Origin of the sequence: Acinetobacter sp. YH01005 (assembly GCF_013420465.1) — a bacterium.
GTDB lineage: Bacteria > Pseudomonadota > Gammaproteobacteria > Pseudomonadales > Moraxellaceae > Acinetobacter > Acinetobacter amyesii.
This window is the reverse complement of the sequence record NZ_VOYA01000008.1, coordinates 80,819-96,624: the sequence shown is the minus strand read 5'-3', so window position 1 is coordinate 96,624 and position 15,806 is coordinate 80,819. Positions and strand designations below refer to the sequence as shown.

Annotated in this window: 13 protein-coding genes; 10 read left to right on the top strand and 3 right to left on the bottom strand. The window is 39.0% G+C overall.

What is annotated here, in order from left to right:
- Positions 1-9 precede the first annotated feature (9 nt).
- The 9 genes from sstT (at position 10) to gcvH (ending at position 9,581) form a co-directional block, all read left to right on the top strand.
- Positions 10-1,203 (top strand): serine/threonine transporter SstT, encoded by a 1,194-nt coding sequence (gene sstT / locus FTT72_RS07660; protein WP_180178141.1) that lies wholly within the window; start codon positions 10-12, stop codon positions 1,201-1,203.
- A gap of 34 nt (positions 1,204-1,237) precedes the next feature.
- Positions 1,238-1,912 carry a YoaK family protein gene (locus FTT72_RS07655; RefSeq protein WP_168377528.1) on the top strand — a complete coding sequence of 225 codons (675 nt, stop codon included), beginning with the start codon at positions 1,238-1,240 and terminating at the stop codon, positions 1,910-1,912.
- Positions 1,913-1,924: 12 nt separating this feature from the next.
- A complete protein-coding gene (locus tag FTT72_RS07650; RefSeq protein ID WP_180011723.1) occupies positions 1,925-2,461 on the top strand; it encodes a DUF2058 domain-containing protein in 537 nt (178 codons plus the stop codon).
- 247 nt (positions 2,462-2,708) lie between these two features.
- Entirely contained in the window at positions 2,709-3,959 is a 1,251-nt protein-coding gene (locus tag FTT72_RS07645) for a mechanosensitive ion channel family protein (protein ID WP_180011725.1), read from the top strand.
- 316 nt (positions 3,960-4,275) lie between these two features.
- Positions 4,276-5,559, top strand: a complete 1,284-nt coding sequence (locus tag FTT72_RS07640) for a GGDEF domain-containing protein (RefSeq protein WP_257233412.1) — start codon at positions 4,276-4,278, stop codon at positions 5,557-5,559.
- A gap of 95 nt (positions 5,560-5,654) precedes the next feature.
- Positions 5,655-7,529 carry an ABC transporter ATP-binding protein gene (locus tag FTT72_RS07635; protein ID WP_180178140.1) on the top strand — a complete coding sequence of 625 codons (1,875 nt, stop codon included), beginning with the start codon at positions 5,655-5,657 and terminating at the stop codon, positions 7,527-7,529.
- Positions 7,507-7,956, top strand: a complete 450-nt coding sequence (locus tag FTT72_RS07630; RefSeq protein WP_180054813.1) for a MaoC family dehydratase — start codon at positions 7,507-7,509, stop codon at positions 7,954-7,956. Before FTT72_RS07635 ends, FTT72_RS07630 begins: the two co-directional genes overlap by 23 nt.
- A gap of 149 nt (positions 7,957-8,105) precedes the next feature.
- Positions 8,106-9,134, top strand: a complete 1,029-nt coding sequence (locus FTT72_RS07625; protein WP_180178139.1) for an AraC family transcriptional regulator — start codon at positions 8,106-8,108, stop codon at positions 9,132-9,134.
- 72 nt (positions 9,135-9,206) lie between these two features.
- Positions 9,207-9,581 carry a glycine cleavage system protein GcvH gene (gcvH, locus tag FTT72_RS07620; protein WP_180117366.1) on the top strand — a complete coding sequence of 125 codons (375 nt, stop codon included), beginning with the start codon at positions 9,207-9,209 and terminating at the stop codon, positions 9,579-9,581.
- A gap of 97 nt (positions 9,582-9,678) precedes the next feature.
- Here gcvH and FTT72_RS07615 read toward each other — a convergent pair whose 3' ends face one another.
- Positions 9,679-10,869, bottom strand: coding sequence for a PilT/PilU family type 4a pilus ATPase (locus FTT72_RS07615; RefSeq protein WP_180021768.1), 1,191 nt, complete (start codon positions 10,867-10,869; stop codon positions 9,679-9,681).
- A 270-nt stretch (positions 10,870-11,139) separates the two neighbouring features.
- Positions 11,140-12,222, bottom strand: a complete 1,083-nt coding sequence (locus FTT72_RS07610; protein WP_180178138.1) for a 3-deoxy-7-phosphoheptulonate synthase — start codon at positions 12,220-12,222, stop codon at positions 11,140-11,142.
- Between the two features lie 699 nt (positions 12,223-12,921).
- On the opposite strand from FTT72_RS07610, the gene FTT72_RS07605 reads away from it, so the two are divergent.
- Positions 12,922-14,505 (top strand): ATP-binding cassette domain-containing protein, encoded by a 1,584-nt coding sequence (locus FTT72_RS07605; RefSeq protein WP_180178137.1) that lies wholly within the window; start codon positions 12,922-12,924, stop codon positions 14,503-14,505.
- Between the two features lie 122 nt (positions 14,506-14,627).
- Here the strand turns inward: FTT72_RS07605 and FTT72_RS07600 are convergent, their stop codons facing one another.
- Positions 14,628-15,797, bottom strand: coding sequence for an acyl-CoA desaturase (locus FTT72_RS07600; RefSeq protein WP_180178136.1), 1,170 nt, complete (start codon positions 15,795-15,797; stop codon positions 14,628-14,630).
- Positions 15,798-15,806 lie beyond the last annotated feature (9 nt).

Here is a 15,806-nt window from a genome sequence, read left to right as displayed (position 1 = left end):
GGCTCTCCTATGTTTTCAGCATTTACACGCTTGAGTTTAGTAACCCGAATTATTATCGCCATTATTTTAGGTGTATTGGTTGCTGTTGTGGCTCCGGGCGTTGCACCCTATTTAAGTTTGCTTGGTGATTTATTCATTAAGGCATTGAAATCCGTAGCACCGATACTGGTCTTTGTACTTGTACTGTCATCCATTGCAAATTTCAAAGTGGGTAGCAGTAATTCTTACATTAAACCGATTATGTTGATGTACGCTATTGGTATGTTCCTTGCTGCTTTAAGTTCAGTAGTAGCAAGCCTTTTATTCCCTAGTACATTAATTCTTGATGTTGCTGCAGAAAACCTTGTGCCGCCAGGCAGTCTTGCTGAAATATTGAAAAACTTATTATTAAGTTTTGTCGCAAACCCTGTTACAGCAATTTCTGAAGCAAATTTCATTGGTATTTTGGCTTGGGCTGTTACCTTAGGTATTGCATTTCGTCATGCATCAGAGAACACCAAAGTCTTTTTATCTGACGCTGCTGATGCAGTGAATAAAGTGATCCGTTTAGTGATTAACTTTGCACCTATTGGTATCTTCGGTTTGGTTGCTGTTACATTTGCCGACTCAGGTCTAAAAACGCTTGTTAGTTATGCGCACTTACTTGCGGTATTACTCGGTACCATGTTCTTTGTAGCTTTGGTCATTAACCCACTAATGGTGGCATTTATTACTCGCTCAAACCCGTTCCCATTGGTTTTCCAATGTCTACGTGAAAGTGGTATCACTGCATTCTTTACACGTAGTTCCGCTGCAAACATTCCAGTTAACTTAGACCTTGCAAAGCGTCTTGGTGTACCAGAGTCAACTGCAAGCGTAGCGATTCCTTTAGGTGCAACTGTCAATATGGCAGGTGCATCGGTCACAATTACAGTCCTCACACTAGCAGCAGTTCATACTTTGGGCATTTCTGTTGATTTCAGCACAATGTTGATTTTATCAGTCGTTGCTACCGTTTCTGCATGTGGTGCTTCAGGTGTTGCTGGTGGTTCATTGCTGCTTATTCCAGTGGCTTGTGGCCTGTTTGGTATTTCAAGTGATATCGCGATGCAAGTTGTTGCCATTGGTATGGTTATTAGCGTACTTCAAGATTCAACTGAAACAGCTTTAAACTCTTCGACTGACGTATTATTTACAGCTGCAGTCGACCGTGGTTTAAGATAATATCCTGATATTTGATACTTTTTAAGGCGAGGCCATGCCTTTTCAGACTTTACCGCTTTGGATACAACTGGGTGCTTTTTTTCTCGCAGTGAATGCAGGAATGATTAATGTACTCGGCCTGGTGACGATCTTGCACCAGTCGGTATCTCACATGACGGGTAATGTCAGTATGTTAGCCATGGCTTTAATTGCATGGCAGCCGGCTACAATTATTTATTTGATTTTAGTGTTGCTCTGTTATGTGATTGGCTCATTTTATAGTGGGCTAATTCTAGGAAATAGTCACTTTAGCTTAACGCGACGTTATGGCGTCCCATTAAGCTTAGTGGCTTTTTTTATTGTCCTGTGTTGGATGATATTGCCCTATTTTCCACGTTACGCTTTGCTTTGGGCATGCGTGGCGATGGGTGTACAAAATGCAATGGTCAGCCACTATAAAGGCACCATTATTCGTACCACACATCTCTCTGGTGTTTTGACGGACTTAGGTTTAGCTTTGGGCTATAAAGCTCGCGGATTGCCTGTTGAGTCTAAACGTGTGGTTTTACATGTATTAATTTTGGTTGGATTTATCGTTGGTGGCATACTTGCCAGTTGGCTTTATCCTTATTTAAAATTAAACGCATTCCTAATTCCTGCCGCACTCAGTGTAGTTATGAGCGCAGTATATTGGATCATCTATTTTCATTATCGACATATACACGATTAGTTGGAACGTACTATGGTTAAAAATGCATTACAGGCGCAACTGCTTAAAGCAGGTCTGGTCGATAATAAAAAGGCAAAAAAATTGTCTAAACAAGCCGTACATGAAAAACGTACCGGTGAAAGTAAAGATGCTGAAATCAAGGCGAAAATTGAGCAAGATCAGCAGCAAAAAATCGCAAAAGATCATGCTTTAGAGCAAGATCGTAAAGCAGTGTTGCAAGAAAAAGAATTAAAAGCTGCCATCATGCAAATGATTAATCAGCATAAAATTCGTGATACCGATGGCGAATCGACCTATCAATTTATCGATGATGCCAAGATCAAAAAGCTTTATATCAATCAGCAAATTTATAATGCCTTGGTTGCTGGCAGTCTTGTTATTGCACGGGAAAATAGCAACTATGCTTTTTTACCAAAAGAATTAGCCGACCGTATTAATGCGAAAATGGAAGGCTTTATTATTGTGAATAATTCTGAAGTGAATGAACAAACCACGGATGAAGAAGATCCGTATGCAGCTTATGTAATTCCTGATGATTTAATGTGGTAAGCACTTCAAATCGCCAATGAAGCTCCCGATTCGGGGGCTTTTTTTTATCAACATTAATCTTTTTCAGTCCATAAATATCGGTTATACCTTCAAAAAATCATTCCTTAGCACCCAATAAGTAACATTATGGACTATACATGTCGTAACTCCGTAAATTTTACGAGTATAAAATTGCTTATATAATCACCACAATTACAATAGTTTGATCATTAACCCTTTCATTTACTTCAATAAGAGTAGGATAATTTTGGAAAAATTTCAGTTCATTAAAAATATTCAAGATTGGTCAGATCAATACCCTTGGTTAGAAATGCTGACATCGCTCAGTTTCATTATTATTTTTGCCATCATTGCAAATTTTATCGCCAAGCAAATTGTGGTACGTGGTATTCGTAAGCTCGTGTCTAAAATGGCCTTTAGCCACAGTCAAATTTTGTCAGAACATAGTGTGATTAAACGCTTTGCCAACATTGTTCCAGCAATTGTAATCTTAAATGGCATAACCACAGTCCCACATTTATCTGTGAAGTTTATCTCAATCGTTCAAATGGCTTGTCAGGCCTTTATCTTCCTGACCATTGCTTTAGCCATTTCTGAATTACTAAATATTTTTAATCTGATTTATCAACGTAATCCAAAATCTAGAAACAAACCAATTAAAGGCTATTTGCAGTTGGTCAAATTGATCATCTTTTTGGTTTGTGGCCTAATGATCTTAGGTACTTTTCTGAAAAAAGATGTATTTACATTACTCGCAGGCTTCGGTGCTATGGCGGCTGTACTGATGTTGGTCTTCCAAAATACCATTTTGTCACTGGTGGCTTCGGTACAAATTTCTTCTTATGACATGGTGCGAATTGGTGACTGGATTGAAATGCCCTCGCTCAATGCGGATGGCGATGTCATTGATATGTCATTACATACCATTACTGTACAGAACTTTGATAAGACCTTTACCACGATTCCAACCAATAAACTGGTGACAGACACCTTTAAAAACTGGCGTGGTATGGCACAGTCCGGTGTACGCCGCATCAAACGCTCACTTTATATCGATCAAAGCTCTATTCATTTCATGACTCAGGATGAGCAAAATAAACTCAAAGAATTTTTATTATTAGATCAATATCTTGATCATAAGCATGAAGAGCTTGCTCAGTTTAATCAGCAACTTTCCAATCAGTCGCAATATAATCAGCGCCGTTTAACCAATCTTGGGACCTTTCGTGCCTATGTAGAATTTTATTTACAACAGCATTCAGGCATTGCCCAACACCAAACGATTTTGGTGCGTCAGTTACAACCCACGAGTGAAGGCATTCCTTTAGAGATTTATGCTTTTAGTAAAACTATTGCATGGAAAGATTATGAAGCGATTCAATCGGATATCTTTGACCATCTGATCGCAATCACACCTGAGTTTGGACTTAAAATCTATCAAGCCCCTTCTAGTGCCGATTTTAAAGCCCTCATCCAACCAAATGCCGATAAAATCTAAGGCCTAAACGTTCGTCTTCCCATGTATATTCGAAGTAGAAATTCTGTAAATTAAAAAAGTCACAATGGCTGTTGAATATATATGGGACTTTCGTTTAAAACCTACTCAACTATCACAAATGATTATTGATCATGCGTTGCAAGGAATGAGAGCGAACCAGATAAATGCCCAGAGCAATATTTCCTTAAACATATAATTCATCTGAAACAGCTAAAATAATTAAAAAAACCAGAACAAATACTATACAAATGTAGACATTTTTAGATACTATTTGTTAACAGTTGCATAAAAACGCTTCTAAAATAGGAACTTGATCATGGAAGGCCCCAATCAACCTTCTCGGAAATCAGTTAAAAACGAATCACAATTACTCATAGAATCGATGAATCGCACTTCTGCCAAACATACGCTCATACAGGCAGAAGCATGTGACTTAGAGAATCGTGTCCGTATTGAGCGTGCTTTATCCGACCCGATTGCACGTATCCCGGCACAGTTTAAAAATGCTTATTACAAATTTTTGTACTACAACCAGAAAGACTATTTAAAGCAGGTCAACTATTTCGCTCAATTGGCATTTTTAATCTATTTTTGGGCAGATCGCTATGTTCTGCCTGACATAGAAGTACTGTCAGGTGTGATTCGTATCATTGCTATTATTGGTGCATTTAGCCTGAACTATGTTCTGTTTAAATATATCAAACAGATTAAATTGCTCGATTTAATATTACCACTAGCGACTTGCCTTTCTGCAATCCTCTGGTTTGAGATATTACTTCAGTCGAAAAATGAACTGGTTCATAGCTATCAATATGCCGCCATTATTTTGATCGTATTGGGTAATTTAAGTATTCATGTGCATTTTCGCCCTTCGATTATGACCTCAGCCATGATCACGGCAGCGATCCTTTTTGGCGCATGGCGCATTAATGATTTTGGTGATTTTACAATATTTTTATTGGTGTACGTTCCTGTGCTGCTGTTCAGTATGTATATCTGCTGGAACTCTACGCTCAACTCTCGTAAAACGTTTCTAAGAGCGCTGCTAGATGACTGGAACTTTCATACCCTGCGCAAAATTGCCCATACGGATGAATTAACCCAGTTAAGCAATCGTCGCCAATTTGTACATGCTGCCAATAAAAAAATCCAAGAAACCCCAATGACGGTCTGTACCAGTCTTTTGATTTTTGATGTCGATCATTTTAAAGCGATTAATGATCAATACGGACATGATGTCGGCGACCAAGTGCTATGCCAAATTGCTGAAATTGCGCGTAAAGAAATGCGGTTTTACGATATGTTGGCGCGTTTCGGGGGTGAAGAATTTATTGTACTTTTGCCTTTTACCGTCCCAGAAGATGCATTAAAAATTGCTGAACGGTTAAGACATAAAATGGAGCAACATCAGTTTCATATGGATGGTCAATTGGTGAAATTTTCGATCTCCATTGGTGTTTCCAAAATTGACCCTGACCACGCCAAACTTGATCAGTTAATTAAACAAGCAGATATTGCTTTATATGAAGCAAAACGCCAAGGTCGTAATCGGGTTGTGCATTTTAATTTTATGAATTTTTGCAGCCAAGTTTTTAAGTAAATAAACAAATCAAAATGGAGAAAAACCAGCGAATCCATTACACTCAGAGCTGAAGAAAGAAAGATTAATTACAGTAAAATTCTCAGGTTATCTGCATGCTTAAATGGTTTGAAAATTTAGTTGACGCTTATCCTGAACAGGACTTGAATAAACCATTGCCGACAAAATTTTTCCCCTTTGTATGGCAAGCTGCAACGGGTGTAAAAAAATACCTATTGATATTGGTACTCTGTACAGCTGGTGTAGCGAGTTTTGAAGCACTGCTTTATGCCAAAATTGGTGAATTAGTCAATTGGATCAGTAAGTCTCAACCTGAAACCTTTTTACAGCAGCACCAGACCAATCTGACCATTTTAAGCTTTATTTTATTGGCAAATATCTTCTTTTCTTGCCTTCAAACCATTATTAAACATCAGATTTTATATAGCACCTTTCCAATGCGTCTACGTTGGAGATTTCATAACTTATTACTGAAACAAAGTTTAGATTTCTTCCACAACGACTTTGCTGGTCGTTTATCTGCCAAAGTCATGCAAACTTCACTGGCTGTACGTGAGTTTTGGATTATTCTTGGGGATATGTTGGCCTATGTCTTCATTTACCTGATTTCGATCACCGTCATTTTAGGTGCTATATCGCCACTGTTGATTGTTCCGTTATTACTTTGGCTGGCTTTATTTATTGGTTCTGCATGCTATTTCATCCCAAAATTGAGCAAAATTTCAAATGAACAAGCCAATGCACGCGCAGTAATGACTGGTCGTGTCACCGATGCTTACACTAATATTCAAACGGTGAAATTGTTTGCCCATGCGGGCCGCGAAAGCCAATATGCCAAAGCCTCAATGAAAGAATTTATGGTGACGGTGTATAAGCAAATGCGTCTTGCAGCAAAATACAACATCGCGACGAATTTGCTGATCATTGTTTTATATGGTGGCGTACTTGGAACAGCCGTTTGGCTTTGGATGGATGGTCAAGCTGAGCTTGGGGTCATTGCAGCAGCGACCGCTATGATTTTAAAACTCAGTAGTATTTCCGAGTTTATGATGTGGCAAACGTCTGCCCTATTTGAAAATGTCGGGACCATTCAAGATGGGATGAAAACCATGGGTCGCCCAATTCAGATTCAAGACAAAGCTGATGCAACCGACTTAAAAGTACCGCAAGGCGAAATTAAATTTGAGGACGTCAGTTTTGCTTATAATGATAAAAATGTCATCGATCAATTTAATTTAACTATTCGACCAGGTGAAAAAATTGGTATTGTCGGGCGTTCGGGTGCCGGAAAATCAACATTAATTCAACTTTTACTCCACTTTTATGATATCAACCATGGTCGTATTTCGATTGATGGCCAAAATATAGAAGATATTACCCAAGATAGCTTAAGAAAAAATATTGCTTTGGTGACTCAAGACACCTCGTTATTGCATCGTACGGTCGAAGAAAATATTAAATATGGTCGCCCGAATGCAACAGATGAAGAAATGTATGATGCAGTGCGTAAAGCGAAAGCTGACGAATTCATTCCTCAATTGATCGACTTACGTGGTCAACGTGGTTATGACGCATTTGTCGGTGAACGTGGCGTAAAATTATCAGGTGGTCAGCGTCAACGTATTGCGATTGCTCGGGTATTTTTAAAAGACGCACCGATTTTAATTTTAGATGAAGCCACAAGTGCGCTCGATTCAGAAGTCGAAGCCGCGATTCAATCGAGTTTAGATGATTTGATGCAAGGCAAAACTGTGATTGCCATTGCGCATCGACTTTCAACCATTGCGCAAATGGATCGCTTGATTGTCTTGGATCAAGGACGTACTGCTGAGCAAGGCACCCACGAAGAGCTTGTTGCTTTGAATGGTATTTATGCACACTTGTGGCAGCGTCAAACCGGTGGATTTTTAATAGAACAACATAAAGTAGAATCAAAGGAAGATGAAAATGCTGTATCTGGAAGACCTTAAAGTTGGTGATCACTTTAGCAGTCGTGAATATGAAATGACTGTTGAAGAAATCAAGCAATTTGCCAACGCTTATGATCCTCAGGAATTTCATACAGATGAAGTCAAAGCCCAACAGCACCCGATCTTTCAAGGATTAGCGGCAAGTGGTTGGCATACCGCTGCTGTAACGATGCGCTTATGGACTGAATGTTTCCCTGTGGCTTATGGCTTAATTGGCTCTGAGTCAAGTCTGCGTTGGCCATGCCCAACACGTCCGGGAGATAAAATTCGTGTAGAAGTTGAAATATCTGCAATTACTCCGTCGAAAAGTAAGACAGACCGCGGCATTGTGACCTATGTTACGCAAGCGCTTAATCAGCACAATGACGTTCTTTATATGTCTACGACCAAAATTGTGGTCTTTTCCAAAGATTTTAAACCGAATTAATCCTTAACGGCCTACTTTACAACGCTAAGGTAGGCCGCTATAAATAGTTGAGCCTAGTCAGTTTGTCCAACAATTTTTGTGGGATACAACACGGAATCATGCCAATATAACCTTGAACAGAAGAAAAACCCGCATTGCAACGGAACGCTATGAAAACAATTAATTCCCGTCAGGATCAGGGTATTCCCGGAGTGTATGGATTGCTCCTTTTAGATGTGGTCTCTCGATGGGGCTACACTGCAGAAACATTATTTAGTCCCTTCGGATTAAACAGCGAACAATTGGCTGAACCAGATTTCCGTATTCCAACACCCATCGCCAATCAATTGGTAGAGCACGCACTACGTTTAACTGGTGAGCCAACATTAGGTTTTCATTTAGGCAACCAAATGCGCATCTCGATTCATGGTTTTATTGGCTATGCCATCATGACGGCGAAGGACATAACCGATGCCTTAGTCTTGGCAAACCGTTTTATTCAGTTACGCATGCCCTTTTTACAGCTTTTTTTCTCGACTTTTGGAACCAAAGCGACTGTTCAACTACAAACCGACGTTACGATAGAGCCTTTACGTACTGAGATTTCAATTGCCTTAATTTTTGGCATGATCAGCATGGGCAAAGCAATTACCGGTGTGGATTATTCTGCTGGTGAAATTGATTTTGATTTCCCTCAACCTGAAGGTTTTGAGCGGTTTATTGCCAAATATCCACGGCACCAATTTAGATTTGATCAGCCACACCTTTTACTCAGTTTTGATAACCAATATTTAACCAATAAATTGGTCCATGCAGACCCGATTGCCAGTCAAATCGCGATTAATCAATGTGAAGCTGAACTCTCCGCTTTGGGCGAACGTCACCGTATTGCCATGCGCGTTCGTGACATTTTAACCAACTCCGAGCAGCACTATTTAAGTATCGAAAGTGTTGCTGAACGGCTACACATGTCCGATCGAACCCTTAAACGCCAACTTGCTGCTGAAGGGACTTCATTTTCAACTTTGGTCGACGAAGTTCGCTACCGCCATGCTACTTCGCTTCTATCACGGACTGACTTTACCTTAGAGCAAATTGCTGATGAATTGGGCTATAGCGATGTTGCCAATTTCAGCCGTGCATTTAAACGCTGGAGTGGTCGTAGCCCAAGCAATTGGCGTAAAGATCCGTACTTATAAGTCTTTTGTTTTACGTAAAAAGCATGTATAACTCATGCCAAAAATGAATTTAATGGATTTAAGGAGTTATCAATGAATCATCCTTCAGATTTAAAGTACGCAAGTACACATGAATGGGTGCGAATTGAAGGTGACCTTGTTGTTACAGGCATTTCTGATCATGCACAAGACGCATTGGGTGATTTAGTTTATGTTGAAGCACCAGATGTGGGTCAACATATCACAGCTGGCGAACAAGCGGGTGTGGTTGAGTCGGTAAAAACTGCTTCTGATATTCATGCTCCAGTTTCTGGTGTGGTTGTTGAAGTCAATCCGGACCTTGAAGATGATCCTGATTTTGTAAATGATGCACCTTATAGCAAAGGTTGGATTTATAAAATTAAACCAGACAATATGGCTGATATAGATGCTTTATTGACCAGCGAACAATACGAAGCTGGTCTGTAAATATTTATAATATCTAAAAAATCAGCCCTCAGGCTGATTTTTTTATTTCAATAAGATGGCTAAATTGCCTTATATAATATTTGCATGAATATGCAGCTTATATTTCTTCCGAAGCTTCGGTACTTTCAGGTTCTTCTTTCTTTTCTTCAACCATACTAAAAGATTGCGCAGCCGCTGAAGTACCATTTGCACGTGAACTTTTCAGTTTAATTTGCAAACGTAATTCATTAGTTGAATCGGCATTTCTTAAAGCTTCTTCATAAGAAATAGCGCCGTCATTATATAAATCAAATAAAGCTTGGTCGAAAGTTTGCATCCCAAGTTCACGAGATTTTGCCATAATCGCTTTTAGTTCATGAAACTCACCTTTCAAAATCAAATCTGAAATGAGCGGCGTATTTAACATAATTTCAACGGCTGCACGGCGTCCTTTGCCATCTTCAGTCCGGATTAATCGCTGAGAAACAATCGCTTTCATATTGCTCGATAAATCCATAAGCAATTGATTTCTTCGCTCTTCTGGGAAGAAGTTAATGATTCGATCTAGGGTTTGATTGGCGTTATTTGAATGTAGCGTACCTAAACATAAATGTCCTGTTTCAGCAAAGGCAATTGCATGTTCCATAGTCTCGGTGTCACGAATTTCACCAATTAAAATCACGTCTGGTGCTTGTCGCAAGGTATTTTTTAAAGCGTTATGCCACGAATGACTGTCTACACCGACTTCACGATGTGTAATCATGGATTTTTTATGCTTATGCACATATTCCACTGGGTCTTCAACAGTGATGATATGCCCTGCGCTGTTTTCATTTCGATAATCAATCAGCGCCGCTAAAGAGGTTGATTTTCCTGAACCTGTACCTCCAACCACTAAAACCAAACCACGTTTTTCCATAATCACGTGCTTAAGCGAAGCCGGTAATTTAAGCTTTTCAAAATTTGGAATTTCTGCGGTAATGGTACGAATGACCATACCTACATGTAACTGTTGCTGAAATACATTGACACGAAAACGCGAAACGTTTGGCACACTAATCGCAAAGTTACATTCTAATTCTTTCTCAAATTCTTTGCGCTGCTTCTCATTCATCAAACTATAGGCGAAAAGCTTTGTTTTCTCAGCATCAAGCGCTTGCTGCCCAAAGGGTTTCATCATGCCTTGATGTTTAATACTTGGTGGAAAATCTGCCGTAATAAATAAATCAGAACCACCATATTCAACTACTTTTGTTAACATGTGGAACATAAAACGGCGTGCTTCTTCCAGCAATTCAGCAGTGTACATCAACTTCCCCAATATAAAATTTCAAACACCCAAGCACAGATTGTCATTATTTCTGGCGCTGTATTGGGCTTAGACATTATTGTGCATAAAAAGTGTGACTCACTCAAACATAAGACACTGAATTATCAGTATATATTTTAAAATATGGGCCATATTTCAATTTTTACATCACAGTTTACAATAAAGTAAATTTCAAAATAAAAGCCTTAGAACAATCAATATTCTAAGGCTTTGGGCTACATTAATTCAGACTGAGTATGCTCTGGATTGTTAAGCACTACGTTTGATTTGTGATGCACGAAGTTCATTCGCAACCTGTTGAATTAAATCAATGGTTTTGTCCCAACCTAAGCATCCATCTGTTACAGATTGACCATAAGTCATGTCACAACTAATTTTTTGATTACCATCCACTAAATGACTTTCTAACATCACACCACGCACTTGGGTATGCTCACGCTCCGCCACAATTGTACGTAATACTTCAGGTTGCTTCATTGGGTCTTTATGGCTATTGCCATGACTACAATCGATGACTAAAGCCGGTAAATCGCCTTTTACTTTGCTGCGAATTTTGTCTATTTCAGCCAAACTATAATTTGGACCTGTATTGGAACCACGTAAAATCAAATGTGCTTGCGGGTTGCCAACGGATTCTAAAATACACGGTAAGCCGGCTTGGCTCATACCTAAGAACTGGTGTGGATGCGAAGCAGATTGAATGGCATCTAGTGCAATTTGGATTGAACCATCTGTTCCGTTTTTGAAACCGATGCTGTATGGCATATGACTTGAGATTTCACGATGAATTTGTGATTCGCTGGTACGCGCACCGATTGCACCCCACGCCAATAGGTCATCAAAATAACCTGTCGCCATTGGGCTTAAAATTTCAGAGGCAATTGGCAAACCCATTTCAATAATTTGTAAGTACAGCTCACGTGATTTTTCTAAGCCCAATTGCATATTAGATGAACCATCTAAACTTGGGTCATACATATAGCCTTTCCAGCCCACTGTAGTTCGTGGTTTTTCAATGTATGCGCGCATCACAAGAAAAATTTGATCTGAAACCTGTGCCTGTAATTGTTTTAATTTTTCAGCATATTCCAAAGCAGCAATTGGATCATGAATTGAACATGGACCTGTAATAATCATTAGGCGCGGGTCTTGACCCGTCAAAATATTTTGAATCGTTGCACGATGTGCAGCAATTTGTTCAGCAGCATGAACTGATAAGGGTAATTGTTTTTTCAGTTGATGAGGCAAGCTCAAAAGCGTTTCTTTTGGCTGTGTAGATTTCTGAATTTCTGAATTTTGAGTTTGTTGTAAAGCTGTATTTAGCGCATTCATTGGTTCTATTCCTTTGGACTGTATACATTAACAGTCCGATCTTTTATCTGAGCGTTATGGGACTTTGGGACTTCAAGGCTTTAGACATAGACTGACTAAAGTAAAACCAATAACCGTTGCTAAAATATGAATTATTTACTGTAAACATGAGATTTCTCCAAAAATATTATAAAAATCAAGACATAAAAAAACCTGATCAGGGTTGCCGATCAGGTATAAACTTGGTGGGCAACCTTTTTCATGCCCGAACGCGTTCAGGCAATTATCTAAACTGCCAGAAGTAATAATATGCGTTTGAGATTAAAGGTTGCTTTAACATCTTGATTTCATCAAAAAGTATCTGTCTGAAAATTAAAATACGCTGTATTCATCGGTTTGACAATAGTTTTTTGCTATTTTGTTGTATTAAATAACTCTGCTGTAAATAATTGCGACCTATTTTTAAAATTTGATGTATTGATTAATAAATAAACATTTATTAGACTGCACAACATTAGGCTGTCTTAAGATTTTTTCCATTTATTTTTAATTCGAGTATTTGCCAATGAAGTAAGCCCTGTTTTTTTCATCATCAAATCCATTTTTTGATGTGCAAACACATGGCTAATGACTTCGACTGCATTTTCTCAAATATTGTCTTTTTTATAGAATAAAATTAGTTATTTGTATTGCGCATCTTTGCTATCGCAAGGTGCATCTATGACTCAAACAGCTTGTACAATTTCCAAACTAAGCTTGGAATTTCCTTCTAAAACACTTTTTAAAAACCTGAAATTTAACCTCAATCAACAACAGCTTTCGGCATGTATTGGTCGCAATGGTTTAGGAAAGTCCTGCCTCCTTAAAATCTTACATGAGCAAAATCTGAAAGATCTCCCCTATGAAGGTGAAATTTTATGGAATGTACCACATGCTTATTTATCACAATTTTCTCGACTAGAAGCTGACACGATTGCTTCTGCACTCGGTGTGGAAGATTTATATAACGCATTTCAACGTATCGAAATAGGCAATGCCAGTTTTGAAGACTTTGAGCTGACTGAAAACCAATGGCACCGTCCTGCACTATGGCAGCAACAACTTAAGCAGGCTTCACTTCCAACAGATTTAAATTTCCCAGTCGCTCAGCTGAGTGAAGGTCAAAAAACCAAATTGGCTTTGTGTGCATTATTTTTAAAAACTGGCCATTATTTACTTTTGGATGAACCTAGTAATCATTTAGATGCATCTTCACGTATATGGCTCATTGATCGCTTAAAAAACCATCCTGCCGGTGCATGTGTTGTCAGTCATGATCGAGAGTTGCTGCAACATGTAGAGCATATTTATGCTTTAAATGAGTTTGGACTCAGTCATGTTACTGGCAACTATGAAGACTACGTTCAACAAAATGATCTGCAAAATAAAGCCTTACAGCGTAATGTTTTACAGCATCAGCGTGAGTTAAAACAACTCAAATCACAGCAACACAAAACACAGATGAACGCGCAAAAACGAGAACAACAAGGTCATGCACTACGCAAGTCAGGCTCCCAAGCCAAAGTATTACTCGATTTTAAAAAAGAACAAGCCGGTCAAAGCCTCGCGACAGTTCAAACGCAACAGCAGAAGCAATTGGAAGAAAAGAGATCTCAACTGATTCAGTCACAGCAACTACTTGAACATGTCAAAGAGCAGAAATTCGTTTTTCAACATCACGCTGAAAAAACAGGAGAAATTTTAAGAGTTAAACATTTTCATCGCAAAACATCTCAGCACCTTCCTTTCGATTTGGCCTTACAGGCAGGTGAAAAAATTCATTTAAAAGGAAAAAATGGTATTGGTAAATCTACATTTCTAAAATATCTGAGTCAGATCACATCACAGTCTAGCCATGAATTATTTTTGTCTGTGCATACCCTGTATTTAGACCAAAACTTGAGTGATTTATCACCTGAATTGAGTGTTTTAGACAATCTAGCAAAGTTTAATCCTGAGGTTTCCTCAACGGAATGGCGTAATCAACTCGGTCAACTTAGAATCCGCGGTCAAAAAGCGGAACTACCATTTCACTGTTTAAGTGGTGGTGAACGTTTAAAAGCGACCTTGTTGGGCTTAAATTATTTAACATCGAATATTGAGCTTTTATTGTTAGATGAACCTGAAAACCACTTAGATATAGAGTCTAGAGCGTTATTGGCTCAAGCCATTCAGCATTATACAGGTGCGGTGATCCTCGTTTCACATGATGCATATTTTGTAGAATCTTGTGGCATTCAGAGTAGCGTGCAATTAGTTGAATAACTCTTGCTCACTAGATATATCTAAAAAAGCCAAAGTAGATGAACGCTACTTTGGCGAATTTAATGCTTTAGAAATCATCCATTGGAAGCATTAAGGGCAATATTGCTAAACAATACTGTATTTTAACACCCGATTTTCTTCATGATTTTTTGTTTAAGACGCTGCTGAAGTGATGCTGAGCGTTCCTTGAGCTCGGCTCTCCAGTCATTCGGCACTGAGCATTTCGCGAGGCGAACCCAAACGCTGGCAAACTGTTTTATAAAACTGGCTTCGTTATAGTGAATACCATATTCTTCACAAAGTGCTTTAATTTTAGGTGCAGCTTCTGCATAGCGGTTTGCAGGCATATCTGGAAATAAATGGTGTTCAATTTGGTGACTCAAATTACCACTGAGTATATGCAACCATTGTGTTCCACTAAAATTACTTGAGCCACGAATTTGACGGAGATACCACTCTGCTCGAGTTTCATTTTCGGTATTATCCATCTCAAAGTTTTCCGCATCTTCTGTAAAATGGCCATTAAAGATGACAGCGGAAGCCCATAAGCTACGAATCACGTTGGCTACAGCATTTCCTGCAAATACCGGAATCGCATTGGGACCTGCAATAAGCGGGAAAAATACATAATCTTTAATCACTTGGCGCTTAATTTTCTGACGTACATCGGCCGCTTCATGCCATACATCTTTCCAAGTTTTGGTTTTATACGCAATAACATCTTCTAAATGTAAACGTTGAATGCCGACATACCACTCAAAGAAAACCATGAGTTGGGCAGCCAGTGGAATATTAAAAAGGAAACGTGGCTCCCACTTTTGTGATTCACTCACACGGATTAAGCCATAGCCGACATCATGGTCCATACCGACAATATTGGTATAGGTGTGATGCACATAGTTATGGGTATATTTCCAGTCTTGGCCCGTGGCGATGGTATCCCAATCATAATTAGCACCATTTAAGCTTGGGTCATTTAACCAATCAAACTGACCATGCATCACATTGTGTCCGAGTTCCATGTTCTCTACGATTTTAGAAATACCCAATAAACCTGTACCCATTAACCAAACCGGTGGAATCCAACCTGCAAACATCAACATGCCACGAGAAGCAATCTCGCTATAACGGACAAAATTGCGAATTTTATAAATATACGCTGCATCTTTTTCACCTACACTTTGCATGATTTCACGGCGAATTTGCTCAACTTTTTCGCCAAATTCAGCAGTTTGTTCTGGAGATAAATAACGTGACTTACTATTCGGACGAATATATATCGATTGATTCATGATGATGCC